Origin of the sequence: Lysobacter enzymogenes, assembly GCF_017355525.1 — a bacterium.
Taxonomy (GTDB): Bacteria; Pseudomonadota; Gammaproteobacteria; order Xanthomonadales; family Xanthomonadaceae; genus Lysobacter; species Lysobacter enzymogenes_C.
On sequence record NZ_CP067395.1, the window covers coordinates 1,056,027 to 1,075,414 of the forward strand.

Consider the following 19,388-nt stretch of genomic DNA (forward strand, 5'->3'; position numbering starts at 1 on the left):
GCCCCGGTCAGCCGAGCTTGCGGGCGGTGTTGATGACGTTGACGCCGTTGAACCGCGCCGTGCTGGAACCGTGCGAGACCGCCGAGACCTGCCCCGGCTGGCCCTTGCCGTCGAAGAACGAGCCGCCGAGGCGGTAGTCCTTGTCGTCGCAGATCGCCGCGCACGAGTTCCAGAACTCCGGCGTGCGGATCTGGTAGGCCACGTCCTCGAGCATGCCGGTGACCTTGCCGTTCTTGATCTCGTAGAACACCTGGCCGCCGAACTGGGCGTTGTAGCGCTGCTGGTCGATCGAGAACGAACCGTCGCCGACGATGTAGATGCCGTTCTCCACGTCCTTGACCAGGTCGGCGACGCTGAGCTTGGCCTTGCCGGGCGCCAGCGACACGTTGGCCATGCGCTGGAACTGCACGCTCGACCACGAGTCGGCGTAGCAGCAGCCGTCGGATTCGGTCTTGCCGAGGATGTGGGCCTGGTCGCGGATGGTCTGGTAGTCGACCAGCACGCCGTTCTTGATCAGGTCCCAGCGCTTGGTCTTGACGCCCTCGTCGTCGTAGCCGACCGCGCCGAGGCTGCCGACCTGGGTCTTGTCGGCGAACACGTTGACCTGGTCGCTGCCGTACTTGAACGCGTTCTCGCGCTTGTCCAAGGTGGCGAAGCTGGTGCCGGCGTAGTTGGCCTCGTAGCCGAGCACGCGGTCGAGCTCGAGCGGGTGGCCGATGGATTCGTGGATGGTCAGCCAAGTGTGCGAGGGGTCGAGCACCAGGTCGTACTTGCCCGGCTTGACCGAGGTCGCGGTGAGCTTCTGCTGCGCGTGCTTGGCCGCGGCGACGGCGTCCTCGCGCATGTCGTAGGAATCGCCGTAGACGGTGACGCCGCACGGCAGCACGGTTTTGCCCGAGGCGGCGCCGTCGAGGTACTCGTAGCCCATGCCGCGCGGCGAGGACAGGCCCTGGCGGGTGCGGAACTTGCCGCTGGCCTTGTCGATCGCGGTGATCGTCATCGGCGCCCAGATCCGGTGCACGTCCTGATCGATGTAGCTGCCGTCGGTGGAGGCGAAGTACTTCTGCTCGTTGACCAGGAACAGCATCGAGTTGACGAAGCTGGCGCCGGCGCCGAGCGCGGCGGCGTTGACGCCGAGCAGCAGTTCGGCCTTGTCCTTGAGCGGCACTTCCATCGAGTTCTTGCGGATCGGCGTCTTCCAGCTGACCTCGCCGACGCCGGGCGCCTTGGCCAGCTGGACCTTGGCGGTGATGACCTTGGCGTTGGCGCGGGCGATCGCCGCAGCCTGCTGCGCGGCCTGGGCGGCGCCGTCGGTGCCGAGCTGGTTGGTCGCGGCGAAGCCCCAGGCGCCGTCGACCAGCACGCGGATGCCGATGCCGGTGGACTCGGAATTCACCACGTTCTGGACCTTGTCCTCGCGGGTGATGACGAACTGGCGCAGGTAGCGGCCGATGCGCACGTCGCAGTAGCTCGCGCCGGCGGCGCGCGCGGCGGTCAGGGCCGCGTCGGCCCAGGCCTTTTTCTTGGCCACATCCAGCGGCGCCAACAGGTCTTCGGCGGCGATGACGTTGCCGAAGGGAATCATCAGGCCGGCGATGCCGAGCCCCGACATGCTGAGGAAGTTGCGTCTGTCCACGTGATCGTTCCGCCCTGAATGGCCCCGCGCAGGCACGCCGGGCAATGAGTGAATGAACCCCGCCGGAATGTGCGCAGCGTCGAACTAATGCGTCAAGTGCGCAAAGCACGTGCCCGCCGCCGACTGCGCCGCGTTTTCCCGGGATTTCGCCGAACGTGCAGGCGATTTCGCGCGTTCTGGCTTGCGCGCATGACTAATGACCTAGACGCGGATCGCGCGGGCAGATTCGGCAAACTTCGCCGCGTCGCGGGGGATCGGCGCTATGCCGTCGCCGGCCGGAGCGCGTCGGAACCGACGCCGCTGCCGCGACGCGATCCCGGCAGCGCGCGCTTGCGGGAGGGACTTCAGTCGCGTCCCTCGATGACCCGACGCGACGGTCCTCCCAGCGGTTCTGCGAAACCCGCCGCAGCCCGCCCGGCCGCGCTATGGGCGCCACCGGGCCCACGCGTTAAGCTTGCGCCATGCACAAGTACCGGCACTGGATCGACGGGGCGCCGCGCGATGCGGCCGACGGCCGTTGGCTGGACGTGTTCGACCCCGCCAATGCGCAAGCGTATGCGCAGGTCGCCGCCGGCGGCGCGGCCGAAGTCGAAGCCGCGGTGGCCGCGGCGCAGGCCGCGTTCCCGGCCTGGTCGGCGCTGGCCCACAGCGAACGCGCGCAGTGGTTAGAGCGCCTGGCCGCGGCGCTGGAGGCGCGCAACGAAGATTTCGCCCGCGCCGAATCGCGCGACGGCGGCAAGCCGATCAAGCTGGCGCGCGAGGCCGAGATTCCGCGCGCGGTGTCGAACCTGCGCTTCTACGCCCAGGCCGCGACCCAGTTCGCCAGCGAATCCCACCACGGCCAGGCCGGGCTCAACTACACCCTGCGCCAGCCGCTGGGGCCGGTCGCGGCGATCTCGCCGTGGAACCTGCCGCTGTATCTGTTCACCTGGAAGATCGCGCCGGCGCTGGCGGCGGGCAATACCGTGGTGGCGAAGCCGTCGGAGGTGACTCCGGCTACGGCGAGCCTGCTGGGCGAGCTCTGCGCGCAGATCGGGTTCCCGCCCGGCGTGCTCAATATCGTCCATGGGCTGGGACCGGACGTCGGCGCGCCGCTGGTCGCGCACCCGTCGATCCGCGCGGTGTCGTTCACCGGCAGCACCGCGGTCGGCCGGCAGATCGCCGCGACCTGCGCGCCGCTGCTGCGCAAGGTCTCGCTGGAACTCGGCGGCAAGAACCCGACCCTGATCTTCGCCGACAGCGACTGGCGCGCGAACCTCGACATGCTGGTGCGCTCGGCGTTCCAGAACTCCGGCCAGATCTGCCTGTGCGGCTCGCGCATCCTGATCGAGCGCTCGATCTACGCCGAGGTGCGCGACGCGCTGGTCGAACGCGCCAATGCCTTGCGCGTCGGCGATCCCGGCGAGGAAACCACCGCGCTAGGCCCGCTGGTGTCGCAGGCGCACTTCGACAAAGTCACCGCCGCGCTGGAACGCGCCCGCGCCGAAGGCGGCCGGGTGCTGTGCGGCGGCGCCGCGCTGCAGCGGCCGGGCTGGTACGTGGCGCCGACCCTGATCGAAGGCCTGGGCCCGGATTGCGCGAGCAACCGCGAGGAAATCTTCGGCCCGGTCGCGACCCTGCAACCCTTCGACGACGACACCCACGCGCTGGCCCTGGCCAACGCCAGCGACTACGGCCTCAGCGCCAGCCTGTGGACGCGCGACCTCGCCCGCGCCCATCGCCTGGCCGCGCGCCTGGACGTCGGCATGGTCTGGATCAACACCTGGCTGCAACGCGACCTGCGCACGCCGTTCGGCGGCGCCGGCGCGTCCGGCCTCGGCCGCGAAGGCGGCGTCGAGGCCCTGCGTTTCTTCACCGAGGCCAAGAACGTCGGCCTCCATCTCGGATGACCTGCATGATTTCGCTTTCCCCCTCGCCCGCCCTCCCGCTTCCGCACGCGCAGGTCCGCGCATGAGCCCGCTGGACGATCTGCTCGAACGCAATCGCGAGTGGTCCGAACGCATCAACGCCGAGGACCCGGAGTTCTTCGCCCGCCTGTCCAAGCAGCAGGCGCCCGAATACCTGTGGATCGGCTGTTCCGACTCGCGCGTGCCGGCCAACCAGATCATCGACATGGCCCCGGGCGAGGTGTTCGTCCACCGCAACATCGCCAACGTGGTCGTGCACACCGACCTCAACTGCCTGTCGGTGATCCAGTACGCGGTCGACGTGCTCAAGGTCAAGCACATCCTGGTGGTCGGCCACTACGGCTGCGGCGGCGTGCACGCGGCGCTGCACGGCACCCGCGTCGGCCTCGCCGACAACTGGCTGCGCCACGTCAGCGACGTGGCCGACAAACATTCCGAATGCATGCACCACGCCCACGAAAGCGAACGCCACGACCGCCTGTGCGAGCTCAACGCGATCGAGCAGGTGCAGAACGTGTGCATGACCACGATCGTGCGCGACGCCTGGACCCGCGGCCAGCCGCTCAGCGTGCACGGCTGGGTCTACAGCCTGCGCAACGGCCGCGTCCACGACACCGGCATGAACGTGCACTCGTTCCAGTCGCTGCAACCGGCCTACGAGCGCGCCCTGGCGCGCGTGCACGCCACCCACGGCGGTTCGCCGCGATGAGCGACGCGGTGCGCACCGGCAACGCGCCCAAGCCCGTGGGCCTGTATCCGCATGCGCGCCGGGTCGGCGAGCTGCTGTTCCTGTCCGGGGTCGGCCCGCGCGATGCGGCCAGCAACGCGGTGCCCGGCAACGTCCACGACGCGCAGGGCCGGCTGATCGCCTACGACATCGAGCTGCAGACGCGCTCGGTGTTCGCCAACGTGCGCGCGGTGCTGGAGGCCAGCGGCGCGGGCTGGGACGACCTGGTCGACGTGACCGTCTACCTGACCGACATGGCCCGCGATTTCGCCGCCTACAACGCGCTGTGGGCCGAGTACTTCCCCGACATCGAGCGCGCGCCGTGCCGGACCACGCTCGGCATCACCGCGCTGCCGACGCCGATCGCGATCGAACTCAAGTGCGTCGCGCGGCTGCGCGGCGCGACCACGGAGTAAGGCCATGCTGCCCGGACCGCTGAACCTGCAAGCCTGGATCGAGGAACACCGCCACCTGCTGAAGCCGCCGGTCGGCAACAAGACCATCTACGTCGGCGATTTCATCGTCATGGTGGTCGGCGGCCCGAACCAGCGCACCGACTACCACTGGGACGAAGGCCCGGAGTGGTTCTACCAGCTCGAAGGCGAGATGGTGCTGCGCATCCAGGAGGACGGCGCCGTGCGCGACATCCCGATCCGCGCCGGCGAGATCTTCCTGCTGCCGGCGCGCGTGCCGCATTCGCCGCAGCGCATGCCCGACTCGGTCGGGCTGGTGATCGAGCGCAAGCGCCTGGAGCACGAAGACGACGGCCTGATGTGGTTCTGCGAACGCTGCAACCACAAGCTGTACGAGGAATTCTTCAAGCTGCGCAACATCGAGACCGACTTCCCGCCGGTGTTCGAACGCTTCTATTCCTCGCGCGAGCACCGCAGCTGCGGGCAGTGCGGCCATTTGAACCCGGCGCCGGCGCGCTACGCGATGCCCGACACCTGAGGCGGCGATGCTCAAGATCGACACCCACGCCCATTACCTGCCGCGCAATTGGCCCGACCTTGCGCGCAAGTACGGCGACGACCGCTTTCCGGTGATCCACCACACCGACGACGGGCGCCACCGCATCTACAAGGACGGCAAGTTCTTCCGCGAGATCTGGTCGAAGACCTGGGACCCGCAGGAGCGCATCGACGACTACGCGCGCTTCGGCGTGCAGGTGCAGGTCATCAGCACCGTGCCGGTGATGTTCAGCTACTGGGCCAAGGCCAATCAGGCGCTGGAGCTGCACCAGGCTCTCAACGACCACATGGCCCAGGCCTGCCGCGATTACCCGCGCCATTACGCCGGCATCGGCACCGTGCCGCTGCAGTCGCCGCGGCTGGCGGTGCAGGAGCTGGAACGCTGCATGGACCAGCTCGGCCTGCAGGGCGTGCAGATCGGCAGCCACATCGGCGACTGGAACCTCGACGCGCCGGAGCTGTTCGAGTTCTTCCAGGCCGCCAGCGAACTCGGCGCGGCGATCCTGGTGCATCCCTGGGACATGATGGGGACGCCGAGCATGCCCAAGTACTGGCTGCCGTGGCTGGTCGGCATGCCGGCCGAGCAATCGCGCGCGGCCTGCTGCCTGGTGTTCGGCGGCGTGCTGGAGCGGCTGCCGAAGCTGAAGATCTGCATGGCCCACGGCGGCGGCAGCTTCCCCTACACCATCGGCCGGATCGAACACGGCTTCAACATGCGGCCGGATCTGGTCGCCACCGACAACCCGCGCAATCCGCGCGATTACCTGTCGCAGTTGTACTTCGACTCGTGGGTGGCCGATCCGCGCGCGCTGCGTTACCTGCTCGACACCTGCGGCGTGTCGCGGGTGATGCTGGGCACCGACTATCCGTTCCCGCTCGGCGAGCAGACGCCCGGCGCCGGCATCGCCTCGCTGGAACTGCCCGAAGCCGAGCAGGCGCGGCTGTACCACGGCACCGCGCTGGAATGGCTGGGCCTGCCGTTGTCGCGGTTCGCATGAATCCGGCTGCGCAGGACGCTCCGCCGCCGCAGCCGCAACTGTCGCTCGCGACCCTGCGCGAGGAACTGGGCGATTGGGCCGAGCGCGTCGCCGAGCGCGGCGACAAGGCTATCGACGCCTATTTGGACCAACGCGACCGCGCGCCGTTCGACGGCCAATGGACCCGCGCCGACGCCGCGCTGCAAAACCACAAGCGCGGCCTGGAGCCCGGATTCGTGCAGCGCGTCCAAGCCGAATCCGCGCAACTGCGCCAGGCGGTGTTCGTCGCGGCGATGCAGGCCGGCGGCCACGCCGAACTGGCCGCCTACCTGTCCGACGACGCCGCGCTGATCTACGAAAGCCGGATCCTGCAACTGCATTCGGACTGGATCGAAGCGCTGCACCGCAGCTACCGGTCCGCCCTTCCCTCGCCGCAGCCGCCGCCCTGAGCGTCGAACCGCTCAACGCCGCCGCAGCGCCCTCTTACGCACCGCTCAACGTCCCGACCTCATGACCGATCCGTACAACCTCGCCCACGCCGCCGCGCTCGACGCCGCCGATCCGCTGCCGACCCTGCGCCACGAGTTCCTGATCCCGCGCCACGGCGACGCCGAGCAGGCCTATTTCGTCGGCAACTCGCTCGGCCTGCAGCCGCGCGGCGCGCGCGCATACGTCGACGAGGTCATGGACAAGTGGGCGACCGAGGCGGTCGAAGGCCACTTCACCGGGCATGCGCAGTGGCTGTCGTACCACGAGTTGGTGCGCGAGCCGCTGGCGCGGCTGGTCGGCGCGTTGCCGCACGAGGTGGTGGCGATGAATTCGCTGACCGCCAACCTGCACTTCATGCTGGTCAGCTTCTACCGGCCCACGCGCGAGCGGCCGGCGATCCTGATGGAAGCCGGCGCGTTCCCGTCCGACCGCTACGCGCTGGCCTCGCAGGTCCGCTTCCACGGCTTCGACCCGGACGTGGATCTGATCGAACTGCAACCCGAAGGCCCCGGCGGCCTGTTCTCGATGGAGCAGATCGAACGCGCCATCGCCGAACACGGCCCGCGTCTGGCGCTGGTGCTGTGGCCGGGCGTGCAGTACCGGACCGGGCAGGCCTTCGATCTCGACCGCATCGCCGCGCTGGCGCACGCGCAGGGCGCGCTGTGCGGCTTCGACCTCGCCCACGGCGTCGGCAATCTGGAACTGAACCTGCACGGCAGCGGCGTCGACTTCGCGGTGTGGTGCCACTACAAGTACCTCAACGCCGGTCCCGGCGCGGTCGCGGGCTGCTTCGTGCACGAACGCCACGCGCGCACCGACCGGCCGCGCTTCGCCGGTTGGTGGGGCCACGAAAGCGCCACCCGCTTCCGCATGGGCCCCGAGTTCGTGCCCACGCCCGGCGCCGACGGCTGGCAGCTCAGCAACCCGCCGATCCTCGGCCTGGCGCCGCTGCGCGCCTCGCTGGCGCTGTTCGACCGCGTCGGCCTGCCGGCCCTGTGCGCCAAATCGCGGCGCCTGACCGGCTACCTGGAGTCGGCGATCCGCACGCGCCTGCACGAAACCCTGGACATCCTGACCCCGGCCGACCCGGCCCAACGCGGCTGCCAGCTGTCGCTGCGGGTGATCGGCGGCCGCGGCCTGACCGGCCGCGCGGCCGGCCGCGCCTTGTTCGAAGACCTCGCCGCCCGCGGCGTGCTCGGCGACTGGCGCGAACCCGACGTGATCCGGATTTCGCCGGCGCCGCTGTACAACACGCATGGCGATATCGTGCGGTTCGTCGAGGCGGTGGAAGCGTGGCGGGACGGTTGAGGCTTGCTTCCTGGACCGAGTTGCCGCGACCTTAGCTACCGTCATTCCCGCGAAGGCGGGAATCCAAAGCGAGGCCGCCGCATGAAGTCTCCCGCTGTCTACCTCCTCGCCAGCGCCAAAAACGGCACTTTGTACCTCGGCGTCACCTCGAACTTGATCCAGCGCATATGGCAACATCGGGAACACTTGACCGAAGGATTCAGCGATCGCTACAGCGTGACCAGGCTGGTCTGGTACGAACAGCACGAGACCATGGAAAGCGCCATCCTGCGCGAGAAACGACTGAAGAAATGGCAGCGCGAATGGAAAATCCGCCTGATTGAAGAAAACAATCCCGACTGGCGGGATTTATGGCAAGACATCGCCGCTACCGGCTGAAGTCTCTGGATTCCCGCCTTCGCGGGAATGACGGCCTGGGAGCTTCCGGCTCTCCGGCTTTTTCGCGTCAGACCGCAGGACACACGCATTGAACGCCACCGCCCCGCAACACATCACCATCATCGGCGCCGGCCTCGCCGGCGCCCTGCTCGCGACCCTGCTCGCCCGCCAGGGCTGGCAGGTCGACGTGTACGAGAAACGCGGCGATCCGCGCCTGAAGGGCTATCAGGGCGGGCGTTCGATCAACCTCGCCCTGGCCGAGCGCGGCCGCCACGCGCTGCGCCTGGCCGGCGCCGACGAGGCGGTGATGGCGCAGGCGGTGATGATGCGCGGACGCATGGTCCACTTCCTCGACGGCCGCACCGACCTGCAACGCTACGGCCGCGACGACAGCGAGGTGATCTGGTCGGTGCACCGCGGCGAGTTGAACCTGATCCTGCTGCAGATCGCCGAACAGGCCGGCGCCCGCCTGCATTTCCACCGCGGCCTGGCCGAGGTCGACTTCGACGCGCGCATCGCCCGCTTCGACGACGAGCGCGACGGCAGCCGCCACGAAACCGGGTTCGACAGCCTGGTCGGCGCCGACGGCGCCGGTTCGGCGCTGCGCGCGGCGATGGGCCGGGTCGCCGACCTGGGCGAGCGCACCGAGTTCCTCGGCCATTCCTACAAAGAACTGGAAATCCCGCCCGCGCCCGACGGCGGCTTCAGCATCGAGCCCAACGCCCTGCACATCTGGCCGCGCGGGCGCTACATGTGCATCGCCCTGCCGAACGACGAACGCACCTTCACCGTCACCTTGTTCCTGCCGAACCAGGGCGACCCGAGCTTCGAAACCGTGCGCGACGGCAGCGACGCGCGCGCGCTGTTCGAACGCGATTTCGCCGACGCGCTGCCGCTGATTCCGGAACTGGAGCGCGACTTCGAACGCAACCCGGCCGGCCTGCTGGCGACGCTGTACCTGGAGCGCTGGCAGCTCGACGACCGCGCCGTGCTGCTCGGCGACGCCGCGCACGCGATGGTGCCGTTCCACGGCCAGGGCATGAACTGCGCGTTCGAGGACTGCGTGGCGCTGGCCGAGCGCCTGCTCGCCGGCGGCGACCGCGACGCGGCGTTCGCCGCGTTCCAGCGCGAGCGCCTGCCGAGCGCGCGCGCGATCCAGGCGATGGCGCTGGAGAACTACCTGGAAATGCGCGACCGCGTCGACGACGACGATTACCTGCTGCAACGCGCGCTGGAACGCGAGCTGGCCCAGCGCCACCCCGAGCGCTTCATGCCGCGCTACGCGATGGTGACCTTCCACCGCATGCCGTACCAAGTCGCGTTCGAACGCGGCCAGCGCCAGCGCGAGCTGCTGGTCGAGCTGACCCGCGGCCACGAGTCGCTCGACAGCCTGGACTGGGACGCGGTCGACGCGGCGGTGCGCGCGCGCCTGAGCCCGTTGCCGGCGGACGCCTGACCATGCCGGCGAGCTTCCTGTTCTACGATCTGGAGACCTTCGGCGCCGACCCGCGCACCACCCGCATCGCCCAGTTCGCGGCGATGCGCACCGACGCCGAACTCAACGAGGTCGAGGCGCCGATCAGCGTGTTCGTCAAGCCCGCCGCCGATCTGCTGCCCTCGCCGATGGCGACCCTGATCACCGGCATCGCCCCGCAGGACGCGCTGCGCGACGGGGTCAACGAGGCCGAGATCTTCGCCCTGATCTTCGAGGAAATGGCCCGGCCGGAGACCTGCACCGCCGGCTACAACTCGCTGCGCTTCGACGACGAGTTCGTGCGCTACGGACTGTTCCGCAATTTCTACGACGCCTACGAGCGCGAATGGCGCAACGGCAATTCGCGCTGGGACCTGCTCGACGTGCTGCGGCTGGCGCGCGCGCTGCGCCCGGACGGCGTGGTCTGGCCGCAGCGCGAGGACGGCTTCACCTCGTTCAAGCTCGAACACCTGGCCACCGCCAACGACGTGCGCGTCGGCGACGCGCACGAGGCGCTGTCGGACGTGCGCGCGCTGATCGGCATCGCGCGCAAGTTCAAGCGCGCCCAGCCGCGCCTGTGGGAGTACGCACTGCGCCTGCGCGACAAGCGCTTCGCCGCCGGCCTGATCGATCCGATCGCGATGCAGCCGGCGCTGCACGTGTCCTCGCGCTACCCGGCCGCGCGGCTGTGCGCGGCGCCGGTGATTCCGCTGGCGCGGCATCCGCGCATCGACAGCCGCATCGTCGTGTTCGACCTGGAACAGGACCCGCAGGCGCTGCTGACGATGGCGCCGGACGAGATCGCCGACCGCCTGTACACGCCGACCGCCGACTTGCCCGAGGGCGAGGAGCGCGTCGCGCTGAAGGAAGTGCACCTCAACCGCTGTCCGGCGCTGATCGCCTGGAACCATCTGCGTCCCGACGATTTCGAGCGCCTCAGCATCGATCCGGTGCGCGCGGAGAATCGCGCCGCGCAGTTGCGCGAAGCCGGCCCCGAACTGGTCGAGAAGGTGCGCCGGGTCTACGCCAACGACGCCGCGCGCGCGCCGTCGGACGCCGACGCCTCGCTCTACGACGCCTTCATCGGCGACGGCGACAAGCGCCTGTTCCGCAACGTGCGCGCCACCGCGCCCGAGGAACTGGCGCGGGCCGCGTTCGATTTCCGCGACGCGCGCCTGCCCGAACTGCTGTTCCGCTACCGCGCGCGCAACTGGCCGCAGACGCTGAGCGCGGACGAGCGCGAGCGTTGGGATCAGTACCGCCGCCACCGCCTGGACGGCGAATCGGGCCTGTCCGAATACAGCTTCCCGCGCTTCGCCGAGGAACTGCGGCAGGTGCGCGCGGCGGCCGGCGAGGACGGCGCCAAGCAGGCGCTGCTGGACCGGCTCGAAGATTGGGGCCGCGGTTTGTGGCGCGAGTTGCACGGCTAAGGATCGGGCCGCTTGAAGCGGCGCGGACGCAGCGCGGGACGACAAGACGAACTCGCGCGCCGGATATTCCATCGAAGCAATAGCGCAGCGTCCGCAGCGCGGCCCTGCGTGCCCACGACGCTGACTGAAAACTGACTCGCGCCATCGCGCCGCGACTCCATCGCCCACCCTCCCCCCTCTGGTTGTGTGCACGCACGCGCCGGCCGTCGAACCGCGCGCGGCGTCCGCCACAACGCCGAAGGAGGCGACCCGATGAAGATCCGTTTGGGCAAGACCGCTGACAACCACCGCCGTTTCAACCGACTCGCCGGCGCCGCGCTGGCGCTCGCGCTGGCCCTGGGCGCGGCTGCGCCGGCGCTGGCCGCGCAGGCCTGGCCCGCGTATTCGCCGCAGCAGTCGCAGGCGCTGCAGACGCAAGGCAAGACCGTGCTGGTCGATGTGTACGCGCCGTGGTGCCCGACCTGCCGCGCGCAGGAACCGGTGCTGGAGAAACTGCTCAAGGAACCCGAGTTCGCCGGCATCGCCACGCTGCGCGTGGACTGGGACGGGCAGCGCGAACAGGCGCGCGCGCTCGGCGCGCCGCGCCAGAGCACGCTGCTGTTGTACCGCGGCGGCAAGCGCGTCGGCCTGTCGGTCGCGGAAACCAACGAATCGCGGCTGCGCGCGTTCCTGCGCGGCCAGCTCGGACGGGCCGCCGACTGATGGACCCGAACCTCACCACGTTGGGTCTGGCCGCGCTGGCCGGGCTGCTGACCACCTTGTCGCCGTGCGTGCTGCCGGTGCTGCCGATGGTCGCCGCCTCGGCCAGCGGCCGCAGCCGCTGGGGCCTGTTCGCCCTGGCGCTGGGCATGGCCGCCTCGTTCACCGTCATCGGCGTCGCCCTCAGCAGCAGCGGCCAGTGGCTGGGGCTGGACGAATACCGCCTGCGCCAACTCGCCGGCGGCCTGATGCTCGTCATCGGCCTGGTCCTGCTGATACCGGCGTTGCAGCGCGGCATGGAGCGCCTTACCGCGGGTATCGGCCAGGCCGGCGGCCAGGCGATGCAGCGCATCCGCGGCGACGGCCCGCTGGCGCAGCTCGGCGTCGGCGCATTGATGGGCGCGGCCTGGAGCCCCTGCGTCGGCCCGACCCTCGGCGCGGCCATCGCCCTGGCCGCGCAAGGCGGCGGCGCCGGCCCGGCGGCCGTGGTCATGGCGGTGTTCAGCGCCGCCGCGGTGTTGCCGTTGATCGCGGTCGGCGCGGCTTCGCGCGCGCTGTTGCAGCGTCATCAGCAGCGATTGCTGCAGGCCGGCCGCTGGGGCCGGCGGATCATGGGCGCGAGCCTGCTGCTGATCGGCGCGCTGGTGCTCAGCAGCCTCGACAAGGTGCTGGAAGCGTGGCTGCTGGGACTTACGCCGGCCTGGCTGACGGAGTTGACCACGCGCTTCTGATCGGGGCGCGCGAATGCGGCTTCGAGCTTGCGTCGCGAACCGAAACCCCGCAGTCGCGACTCGCGTCGCTCCTACAGCGGCTGGCGGCAACCCGCCAGGCTACCTGTAGGAGCGGCGCAAGCCGCGACCGCGACACCGCGCCTGCGACGCAGGCCGAAACCCCGCAGTCGCGACTCGCGTCGCTCCTACAGCGGCTGGCGGCAACCCGCCGGGCTACCTGTAGGAGCGGCGCAAGCCGCGACCGCGACACCGCGCCTGCGACGCAAGCCGAAACCCCGCGGTCGCGACTCGCGTCGCTCCTGCAAGGGGTTTTCTGAACGAGTCAGCGAACGCCCCTGTTTTGCCCGCCCTGCGCTTTCGCACCGCCCCGGCGCTGCGGCACCGACCGCGCCGCAGCGCTTGCGCTAATCTTCGGCCATGGCCACCTACTTCTCCGAAGCCAGCTTCAAGTTCCTGCGCTCGCTGGCGCGCAACAACAATCGCGAGTGGTTCCACGCCCACAAGGACGCCTACGACGAGCACGTGCGCGGGCCGTTCCTGCGCCTGCTCGGCGACCTGCAGCCGGCGCTGGCCGAAGTCAGCGAGCATTACCGCAGCGAACCCAAGAACGTCGGCGGCTCGCTGTTCCGGATCCAGCGCGACACCCGTTTCGCCAACGACAAGGCGCCGTACAAGAGCTGGCAGGGCGCGCGCCTGTTCCACGCGCGCGGGCGCCAGGTCGAGGCGCCGTCGTTCTACATCCACCTCGGCATCGACGAATGCTTCGTCGCCGCCGGCGTCTGGCATCCGGCGCCCGAGACCCTGCGCAAGATCCGCCACTTCGTCTTCGACAACCCCGGCAGCTGGAAGGCCGCCGCGCACGATCCCAAGTTCCGCAAGCGCTTCGACCTCGACGACAGCGAAATGCTGACCCGCGCCCCGCGCGGTTTCCCGCCGGAGTTCGAATTCGCCGACGACCTCAAGCGCAAGAATTTCGTCGCCTTCCGCGACATCGAGCACGCGACCATGACCGGCCCGCGCCTGCTGTCGACGCTGCAAAAGGACTTGAACGGGCTGGCGCCGTTCGCCGATTACCTGTGCGCGGCGCTGGACCTGGAATTCTGAGCGCCCGCGGCGCCGAAAACGGCGGGCGCGCGCAGCGCCCGCCGCGGCCTTTCAGCCGGCGCAGACCAGATAGGTGATGTAGACCTCCTCGGTCACGCTGCCGCCCTGGGTCAGCTTGCCCCGGCAATCGCGCTGGGCCCAGCCGACCACCTGGCCGTTCTGGTAGTACTCGTGCAGCTCGCCCACGTAGACCGGCGGGACCGCCCAGGCGGCGGTGGCGGCGGCGCACAGGCTCAGGGCCAGGGCGGCGACCAGCTTCTTGTTGCTACGCATCTTGCGTCTCCTTTCGGCGCCGACTCCTTGTCGGCGGCTACAGGCTGCCACGTCCTTGTCGCGCGGTTCAAGCTCCGCGCGGATCGCACGAACGTGCGGTAGCGGCGATTCGGCAGCGCGGCGGCGCTTGCCGCCTGCGCCCGGACGTCGCGCCTGCGCGTTGCCGCTACGGACTCAGAACGACGCGGCGGCCTCGCCGGCCACCACCAAGGTCGCCACCAGCCCGGCCGCGGGATGGCAATAGTCGGCCGAAAAGCGCGCCCCTCGCGGCCAGCGCGACCCCGGCAACGGCGCGTTCAACACCAGACCGACGCGCTGCCGCTCGTGGTCGAGCGCGGTCACGCCGACCGCTTCGAAGCCGAAGTATTCGCCGACGCTGGGATACAGCGCCTTGAACAGGCTTTCCTTGGCCGAAAACATCAGCGTCAGCGCCGCCTGCGGCGACAGCCGCGGATGTTCGAGCCAGCGTTCGTCGTCGCCGCCGAGCACCTGCGGCCGCAACTCGCTGGCGGTGACCGGATCGAGTTCGGCCTCGATGTCGACGCCGAGCCCGAGCACGCCCGGCGCGCGCGTGGCCACGGCGATGGCGCGGTCGGCGGTGTGGCTGATCGAACCCACGACCGGCGCCGGCCACGCCGGCGCGCGGTGCCGGCCGATGCCGACCGCGGTGTTCGCCTGCAAACGTTCGAGCACGCGCGCGGCGCAGTAGCGCCCGGCCAGGAACTCCGCGCGGCGCTTGGGCACGGCCTCGCGCAGCGCCGGCGGATGCTCGATGCGGTGGCGGTCGAACAGTTCGTCGCGGTAGCGCCCGAGCGCGTAGCCGGCGCTATGCTGCACCAGCCCCGGCGCCGGCCACCACGGCGCCGCGCTTTCGTCTTCGAGAAAGTCCAAGCCGCTTCCCCGCCGCCGCTCAGCGCGACTGCACGCTCAGCGATTCGCCGTTGAGCTTGAGCTTGGACAGGTCGGACACGATCAGGCGCTCGCCCGTGTCCAGCCCCGACAGCACCTCGATGTACTGGCCGGCCTGACGGCCGAACTTCACTTCCTTCGGCTTGGCCTTGCTCGAACCCGCCGCCATCGCATACACCTGGGCGGTGCTGTTGGGATTCACCCCGGCCGGCCGGCGCACGTAGCGCACCTTGTCGAGATGGTCGCCGATGATGCTGCCGTCGACGCTGAGGTTCGGCCGCGCGCTGGTGCCGGCGATGCTCGGCAGGCTGACTTCGATCTCGACCGTGTTGTTGGCGACGATCGGCACGATCCGCGCGACCTTGCCCTTGAGCTTCTCGCGCCGCGTATCGACGACGACCTCGTTGCCGATGTGCACCGACTGGGCCTGACCCTGCGGCACCCGGATCAGCGCGATCAGTTCGGTGGCGCTGCCGACCAGGGCGACCTGCTCGCCCGGCGGCAGGCTCTGGCCCATCTCGACCGGCAGCTTCTGCAGCACCCCGTTCATGCCGGCCTTGACCGTCAGGCGGTCGAGCTGGTCCTGCGCCAACGCCAGATTGGCCTGCATCTGCTGGACCTGGTCCTGCTGCACTTCCAGCGATTCGCGCTGCAACTGGTCGAGCTGGGCCATGCCGGCCTTGCCCAGGGCGATGCGCTCCTTGAGCTGGCGTTCGTTCTGCACGGTCTTCTCGAAGGTCATGCGCGAGACGATGCCGCTGGACACCAGCTTCTCCTCGGCCTGGCGCTGCACCGTGGCGGTGGCCAGATCCGCGCCGAGTTCGGCCTGGTCGCTCTGCTCCTTGAGCTTCTCGCGCTGGTTGGTCAGGCGCAGCTGGCGTAGGGTCGACTCGGCCTCGTTCAAGGACTGCTTGGCGGTCTGGTAGGTCTTCAGCAGTTCCGGATCCTCCAGCCGCACGATCACGCTGTCGGCAGTGACTTCGGCGCCGGGCTTGAGCACGATTTCGCGCACCGTCGCCTGCGAGGGCGAGGTCAGCAACTGCTGCTTGGCCGACACCAGCTCGCCGTAGCCTTCGACGGTGACGTCGAGGCTGCCCTGCTGCACGGTGTCGATCAACAGGTCGCCTTCGCTGACCGCGACCGCGTTGCCCGACATCAGCGCCACCGCCACCGCGGTCGCCAGCACGGCGGCGCCGCCGACGCCGATCAGCTTGTTGCGCGAACGCCAGAACGGCGTTTCCACTTTCGACTTTTGCACGTCCATCGTGTAGTTCCCGGATCCTGTTGCTGTGTACGGCGGGTGTGGCTGGCTGCGGTCAGGCTTCGTTGTTGCTCGGCACGGCGTTCGGCGCGATCGCTTGCGCGGCGCTCGGGTGCGCGGCCATCGCCGCGCCCTTGTGGGCCATCTTCTGCAGGCGCGCGCCGATCTCGTTGACGCCGACGATGGCGTGGAAGATGTTCGGCAGGCGCGTGGTGGCGTTGTTCAACGACTTCACGTAGCCGAAGCAGGCGATCAGCATGCCGGCGGTGACGTGGTCGATGGTGGTGGACACGAACGCGGCGAAGCAGAACACCGCCACGCCCATCAGCTCGAACGCGCCGGAGCTGAACGCCTCGTAGTCCGACAGCTTGACCTTGATCTTGGCGATGTTGCCGAAGTGGGTGACGATGCGCTGGTAGTCGCCCGATTCGATCTCCTGCACCTTCTTCTCGCGCTGGTTGTTGCGCTGGGTGAACAGCGCCTTGACCCGCGAGCGGGTGCTGATCCAGATCATCTGGCTGATGCCCATCGAGCAGAACGCCACCAGGCAGATGCGCCAGTCGAAGTAGGCCAGCATCGCCATCGCGCCGACGATCTCGACGATCGACTTGACGATCACGAACAGGCCGCTTTCGAAGAAGCCGAGGATTTCGTCGCACAAGGCGGTGCGCTCGGAGGTTTCCGACAGCGAGCTCTTGGCGCGCTGCTGGTGCACCACCGTCTCGATCGACAGCTGCGCGCGGATCTTCGAATAGGTGCGGTCGTCGTAGCTCATGCGCGCGGTGGTCACGCACACGTAACCCAGCGCCACCGCGATGTAGACCTTGAGGTTGGCGTAGTCGCCGGCGATGAGGCCGTCGACGGTGCGGCCGATCAGGTACGGCTGGGCGATGAAGATCAGGTTCTCCATCACCACCAGGCCGAAGGTGCCCAGGATCGACCATTTGAACCGGGCGAAGATGCCCCACAGCGAGTAATCGGTATCGTGACGCGCGACGTGATGATCCATTGCGATTCCCTTCGCTCCCTCAGGCGGCCGGCTTGGCGGCCACGTCCGCCCAGTGGGTGATGTCGCTCATGCCGCACAGGATCGAGCGCTCGCCCTGATAGCTGCGCCGGCCGTGGGTGACCAGGATGTTGTCGATCATCAGCACGTCGCCGGGCTGCCACTGGAACTCGGTGCGCTCCTCGGCGTACGCGCGTTGCAGCTCCTGGATGACGTCCGCGGCGATGCCCTGGCCGTCGCCGTAGAAGGTCTGGTTCGGCAGCTCGTCCGGCTCGAACGACTCGCTGAGGATCTCCTGGGTTTCCGCGTCCAGCGACAGCAGGTTGAAGAAGGTGCAGTGGTTGAACCAGCAGGCCTCGCCGCTGAGCGGGTGGTAGGCCGTGGTCGGGCGGACCTGGTAGGTCTTGAGCACCTCGCCGGGATGCCATTCGAAGTGGATGTCGTTGCGCTGGCAGTACGCTTCCACCTGCTCCTTGTGCTCGGTCTGGAACGCGGTCTGCCAGGTCGTGCCCATCACCTGCCAGAAGCAGCGCGAGTAGCGGTAATGCTTGGACTCGAAGGTGGCGACGATCTGCTCGGGCAGGCGCCGGTAGATCTTGCGCGCGTCGGCCAACGGAGTGGCGCCGCCGACCGGCGAGGCCTTCTCGCAGTAGAAGAAGATCTTGCGCGGGAACGACTTGTTGTACGACTGCTCCGAGTGCTGGACGATTTCCTTGTCCTGCGGATGGTCGGTGGAGGTGTAGATGTTCTTGTACACCGCATGCCGCGGCGAGGAGCGCTCGCTGTAGAACAGCGCGTCCGACGAGACCCGGGTGATGAACTCGTCGAAGGTCGCCGGCGCGGCGACCTCGAAGTCGCGGAACAGGATCGCGCCGTGCCGGGTCAGCAACTGCTCGATCGCGTCCTTCTGCTCGGCGGCCAGCGCCAGCAGGTCGCCGCCCTGCCCGGCCGCCGGCCGCACCACCAGCGGCAGCGGCCGCGCTTCGTCGAAGGTGCCCAGCTCGCAGCCTTTCAGTCGGATTCCGTCGATATGGTCCAAGGCGAACATGCTCGTCTTCCCTGCCTGTCAAAGATCGTGGTTGGTGTAGAGCTGGGCCATCGCCACGCAGACCTTGCGCGGCCCCTTGAACGGCGAGCGGCCGTGGGTCAGCAGGAAGTTGTCGACGAACAATACGTCGCCCTGTTCCCACGGGAAGCGAACGGAATGCTCGTCGTAGATGCCGCGGATGGTCTGCACCACCGAGTCCTCGATCGGCGTGCCGTCGCCGTAGTAGGCGTTGCGCGGCATGCCTTCCTCGCCGAACTCCTCGACCAGGAACTCGCGCACGTCGGCCGGCATGTTGGAGCTGTGGAACAGGTGGGCGTGGTTGAACCACACCGTATCGCCGGTGACCGGATGGGTGGCGATCGCCTGGCGCCGCGCGCGCGTGCGCAGCACGTCGCCGGGCAGCCATTCGAAGCCGGTCCCGCTCTGGGCCAGGTATTCCTCGGCCTGGGCGCGGGTCTCGACCTGCAGGGCCTCGCGCCAGTCCATGTCCACGCCGAGCCCGTAGTTGCGCACGTACATGACTTTCTTTTCGATGAAGCGGCGCTTGATGTCTTCCGGGATCGCGCGGATGACCTTGCGGTCGTCGGCCAGCGGCGTATAGCCGCCCTCCTGCGCGACCAATTGGCTGCAGAAGTACAGCTTGCTCGGCCAATGGTGGGAGTACGACATCTCGTGGTGCATCGGGATCGATTCTTCGGCGGCGTACTCGGTCGATGAGTACACCTTGTCGCCGAGCTGGACCCGCGGCGCGCCGCGTTCGATGTAGCCCAGCAGCTCGCCGGCGTGGGCCACGGCCACGCGGTTGAGCTTGTCCGCCGAGTCGATGTCGAAGCCTTTGAACAGCACCGCGCCGTAGCGGTGCAGCGCGCGGTCGACGTCGTCGCGATGGGCGCCGACCCACGCCTCCAGCGACTGCCCCGGCGCGCGCGCATGCACGCGCAAGGGCAGCGTCTCCTCGCCGTAGTCCACGCCCGCGGGCATGGACTCCAGGAAGGCCTCGGTTTCCTGCGGTAACGCGATACTGGCGATCTGGTTCATTGAGCGGTCCTTACCCGTTGAC

Annotated in this window: 20 protein-coding genes; 13 read left to right on the top strand and 7 right to left on the bottom strand. The window is 69.1% G+C overall.

All coding sequences use genetic code 11. The features are described from left to right. Positions 1-7: 7 nt before the first annotated feature. Positions 8-1,636, bottom strand: coding sequence for a TldD/PmbA family protein (locus tag JHW38_RS04250; RefSeq protein ID WP_207524783.1), 1,629 nt, complete (start codon positions 1,634-1,636; stop codon positions 8-10). Positions 1,637-2,097: 461 nt separating this feature from the next. Here JHW38_RS04250 and JHW38_RS04255 point away from each other — a divergent pair, with 461 nt between their 5' ends. The 13 genes from JHW38_RS04255 (at position 2,098) to JHW38_RS04315 (ending at position 13,831) form a co-directional block, all read left to right on the top strand. Further along, positions 2,098-3,525, top strand: coding sequence for an aldehyde dehydrogenase (locus JHW38_RS04255; protein ID WP_207524784.1), 1,428 nt, complete (start codon positions 2,098-2,100; stop codon positions 3,523-3,525). A 61-nt stretch (positions 3,526-3,586) separates the two neighbouring features. Then, positions 3,587-4,252, top strand: a complete 666-nt coding sequence (gene can / locus JHW38_RS04260) for a carbonate dehydratase (protein ID WP_207524785.1) — start codon at positions 3,587-3,589, stop codon at positions 4,250-4,252. Then, positions 4,249-4,686: a RidA family protein gene (locus JHW38_RS04265; RefSeq protein WP_207524786.1), complete on the top strand. Its 438-nt coding sequence runs from the start codon at positions 4,249-4,251 to the stop codon at positions 4,684-4,686. The genes can and JHW38_RS04265 overlap by 4 nt, the downstream gene beginning before the upstream one ends. A 4-nt stretch (positions 4,687-4,690) precedes the next feature. After that, positions 4,691-5,221 (top strand): 3-hydroxyanthranilate 3,4-dioxygenase, encoded by a 531-nt coding sequence (locus tag JHW38_RS04270; RefSeq protein WP_207524787.1) that lies wholly within the window; start codon positions 4,691-4,693, stop codon positions 5,219-5,221. Between the two features lie 7 nt (positions 5,222-5,228). Then, entirely contained in the window at positions 5,229-6,239 is a 1,011-nt protein-coding gene (locus JHW38_RS04275; protein WP_207524788.1) for an amidohydrolase family protein, read from the top strand. Next, complete coding sequence (locus JHW38_RS04280; protein ID WP_207524789.1) at positions 6,236-6,667, top strand: hypothetical protein; 432 nt, start codon at positions 6,236-6,238, stop codon at positions 6,665-6,667. Before JHW38_RS04275 ends, JHW38_RS04280 begins: the two co-directional genes overlap by 4 nt. A gap of 61 nt (positions 6,668-6,728) precedes the next feature. Continuing rightward, complete coding sequence (gene kynU, locus JHW38_RS04285; RefSeq protein WP_207524790.1) at positions 6,729-8,015, top strand: kynureninase; 1,287 nt, start codon at positions 6,729-6,731, stop codon at positions 8,013-8,015. An 81-nt stretch (positions 8,016-8,096) separates the two neighbouring features. Further along, complete coding sequence (locus JHW38_RS04290; protein WP_207524791.1) at positions 8,097-8,393, top strand: GIY-YIG nuclease family protein; 297 nt, start codon at positions 8,097-8,099, stop codon at positions 8,391-8,393. A gap of 88 nt (positions 8,394-8,481) precedes the next feature. Continuing rightward, complete coding sequence (locus JHW38_RS04295) at positions 8,482-9,849, top strand: FAD-dependent oxidoreductase (RefSeq protein ID WP_207524792.1); 1,368 nt, start codon at positions 8,482-8,484, stop codon at positions 9,847-9,849. A 2-nt stretch (positions 9,850-9,851) separates the two neighbouring features. Next, positions 9,852-11,297, top strand: a complete 1,446-nt coding sequence (gene sbcB / locus JHW38_RS04300; protein WP_207524793.1) for an exodeoxyribonuclease I — start codon at positions 9,852-9,854, stop codon at positions 11,295-11,297. Positions 11,298-11,549: 252 nt separating this feature from the next. After that, entirely contained in the window at positions 11,550-11,999 is a 450-nt protein-coding gene (locus tag JHW38_RS04305; RefSeq protein WP_207524794.1) for a thioredoxin family protein, read from the top strand. Continuing rightward, positions 11,999-12,727, top strand: a complete 729-nt coding sequence (locus JHW38_RS04310) for a cytochrome c biogenesis CcdA family protein (protein WP_207524795.1) — start codon at positions 11,999-12,001, stop codon at positions 12,725-12,727. The genes JHW38_RS04305 and JHW38_RS04310 overlap by 1 nt, the downstream gene beginning before the upstream one ends. 417 nt (positions 12,728-13,144) lie before the next feature. Then, positions 13,145-13,831, top strand: coding sequence for a DUF2461 domain-containing protein (locus JHW38_RS04315; RefSeq protein ID WP_207524796.1), 687 nt, complete (start codon positions 13,145-13,147; stop codon positions 13,829-13,831). 51 nt (positions 13,832-13,882) lie between these two features. Here JHW38_RS04315 and JHW38_RS04320 read toward each other — a convergent pair whose 3' ends face one another. From JHW38_RS04320 to JHW38_RS04345, 6 genes are all read right to left on the bottom strand, one after another. Next, positions 13,883-14,104 (bottom strand): hypothetical protein, encoded by a 222-nt coding sequence (locus JHW38_RS04320; RefSeq protein ID WP_207524797.1) that lies wholly within the window; start codon positions 14,102-14,104, stop codon positions 13,883-13,885. Positions 14,105-14,278: 174 nt separating this feature from the next. Further along, positions 14,279-14,995 (bottom strand): 4'-phosphopantetheinyl transferase family protein, encoded by a 717-nt coding sequence (locus JHW38_RS04325; protein ID WP_207524798.1) that lies wholly within the window; start codon positions 14,993-14,995, stop codon positions 14,279-14,281. A gap of 19 nt (positions 14,996-15,014) precedes the next feature. Beyond that, positions 15,015-16,277, bottom strand: coding sequence for an efflux RND transporter periplasmic adaptor subunit (locus tag JHW38_RS04330; protein ID WP_207524799.1), 1,263 nt, complete (start codon positions 16,275-16,277; stop codon positions 15,015-15,017). A gap of 52 nt (positions 16,278-16,329) precedes the next feature. Continuing rightward, positions 16,330-17,283 carry an ABC transporter six-transmembrane domain-containing protein gene (locus JHW38_RS04335; protein ID WP_207524800.1) on the bottom strand — a complete coding sequence of 318 codons (954 nt, stop codon included), beginning with the start codon at positions 17,281-17,283 and terminating at the stop codon, positions 16,330-16,332. A gap of 19 nt (positions 17,284-17,302) precedes the next feature. Further along, a complete protein-coding gene (locus JHW38_RS04340) occupies positions 17,303-18,328 on the bottom strand; it encodes a TauD/TfdA family dioxygenase (RefSeq protein WP_207524801.1) in 1,026 nt (341 codons plus the stop codon). Between the two features lie 18 nt (positions 18,329-18,346). Beyond that, positions 18,347-19,366, bottom strand: coding sequence for a TauD/TfdA family dioxygenase (locus JHW38_RS04345; protein WP_207524802.1), 1,020 nt, complete (start codon positions 19,364-19,366; stop codon positions 18,347-18,349). Positions 19,367-19,388: the final 22 nt, after the last annotated feature.

What these genes read in the sequence shown, in the direction of transcription:
- JHW38_RS04265 (WP_207524786.1), top strand. Translation starts at nt 4,249, where the DNA reads ATGAGCGACGCGGTGCGCACCGGCAACGCGCCCAAGCCCGTGGGCCTG.
- JHW38_RS04340 (WP_207524801.1), bottom strand. Translation starts at nt 18,328, where the DNA reads ATGTTCGCCTTGGACCATATCGACGGAATCCGACTGAAAGGCTGCGAG.
- JHW38_RS04310 (WP_207524795.1), top strand. Translation starts at nt 11,999, where the DNA reads ATGGACCCGAACCTCACCACGTTGGGTCTGGCCGCGCTGGCCGGGCTG.
- sbcB (WP_207524793.1), top strand. Translation starts at nt 9,852, where the DNA reads ATGCCGGCGAGCTTCCTGTTCTACGATCTGGAGACCTTCGGCGCCGAC.
- JHW38_RS04275 (WP_207524788.1), top strand. Translation starts at nt 5,229, where the DNA reads ATGCTCAAGATCGACACCCACGCCCATTACCTGCCGCGCAATTGGCCC.
- JHW38_RS04280 (WP_207524789.1), top strand. Translation starts at nt 6,236, where the DNA reads ATGAATCCGGCTGCGCAGGACGCTCCGCCGCCGCAGCCGCAACTGTCG.
- kynU (WP_207524790.1), top strand. Translation starts at nt 6,729, where the DNA reads ATGACCGATCCGTACAACCTCGCCCACGCCGCCGCGCTCGACGCCGCC.
- JHW38_RS04315 (WP_207524796.1), top strand. Translation starts at nt 13,145, where the DNA reads ATGGCCACCTACTTCTCCGAAGCCAGCTTCAAGTTCCTGCGCTCGCTG.
- JHW38_RS04305 (WP_207524794.1), top strand. Translation starts at nt 11,550, where the DNA reads ATGAAGATCCGTTTGGGCAAGACCGCTGACAACCACCGCCGTTTCAAC.
- JHW38_RS04255 (WP_207524784.1), top strand. Translation starts at nt 2,098, where the DNA reads ATGCACAAGTACCGGCACTGGATCGACGGGGCGCCGCGCGATGCGGCC.
- JHW38_RS04345 (WP_207524802.1), bottom strand. Translation starts at nt 19,366, where the DNA reads ATGAACCAGATCGCCAGTATCGCGTTACCGCAGGAAACCGAGGCCTTC.
- JHW38_RS04335 (WP_207524800.1), bottom strand. Translation starts at nt 17,283, where the DNA reads ATGGATCATCACGTCGCGCGTCACGATACCGATTACTCGCTGTGGGGC.
- JHW38_RS04270 (WP_207524787.1), top strand. Translation starts at nt 4,691, where the DNA reads ATGCTGCCCGGACCGCTGAACCTGCAAGCCTGGATCGAGGAACACCGC.
- JHW38_RS04290 (WP_207524791.1), top strand. Translation starts at nt 8,097, where the DNA reads ATGAAGTCTCCCGCTGTCTACCTCCTCGCCAGCGCCAAAAACGGCACT.
- can (WP_207524785.1), top strand. Translation starts at nt 3,587, where the DNA reads ATGAGCCCGCTGGACGATCTGCTCGAACGCAATCGCGAGTGGTCCGAA.
- JHW38_RS04320 (WP_207524797.1), bottom strand. Translation starts at nt 14,104, where the DNA reads ATGCGTAGCAACAAGAAGCTGGTCGCCGCCCTGGCCCTGAGCCTGTGC.
- JHW38_RS04330 (WP_207524799.1), bottom strand. Translation starts at nt 16,277, where the DNA reads ATGGACGTGCAAAAGTCGAAAGTGGAAACGCCGTTCTGGCGTTCGCGC.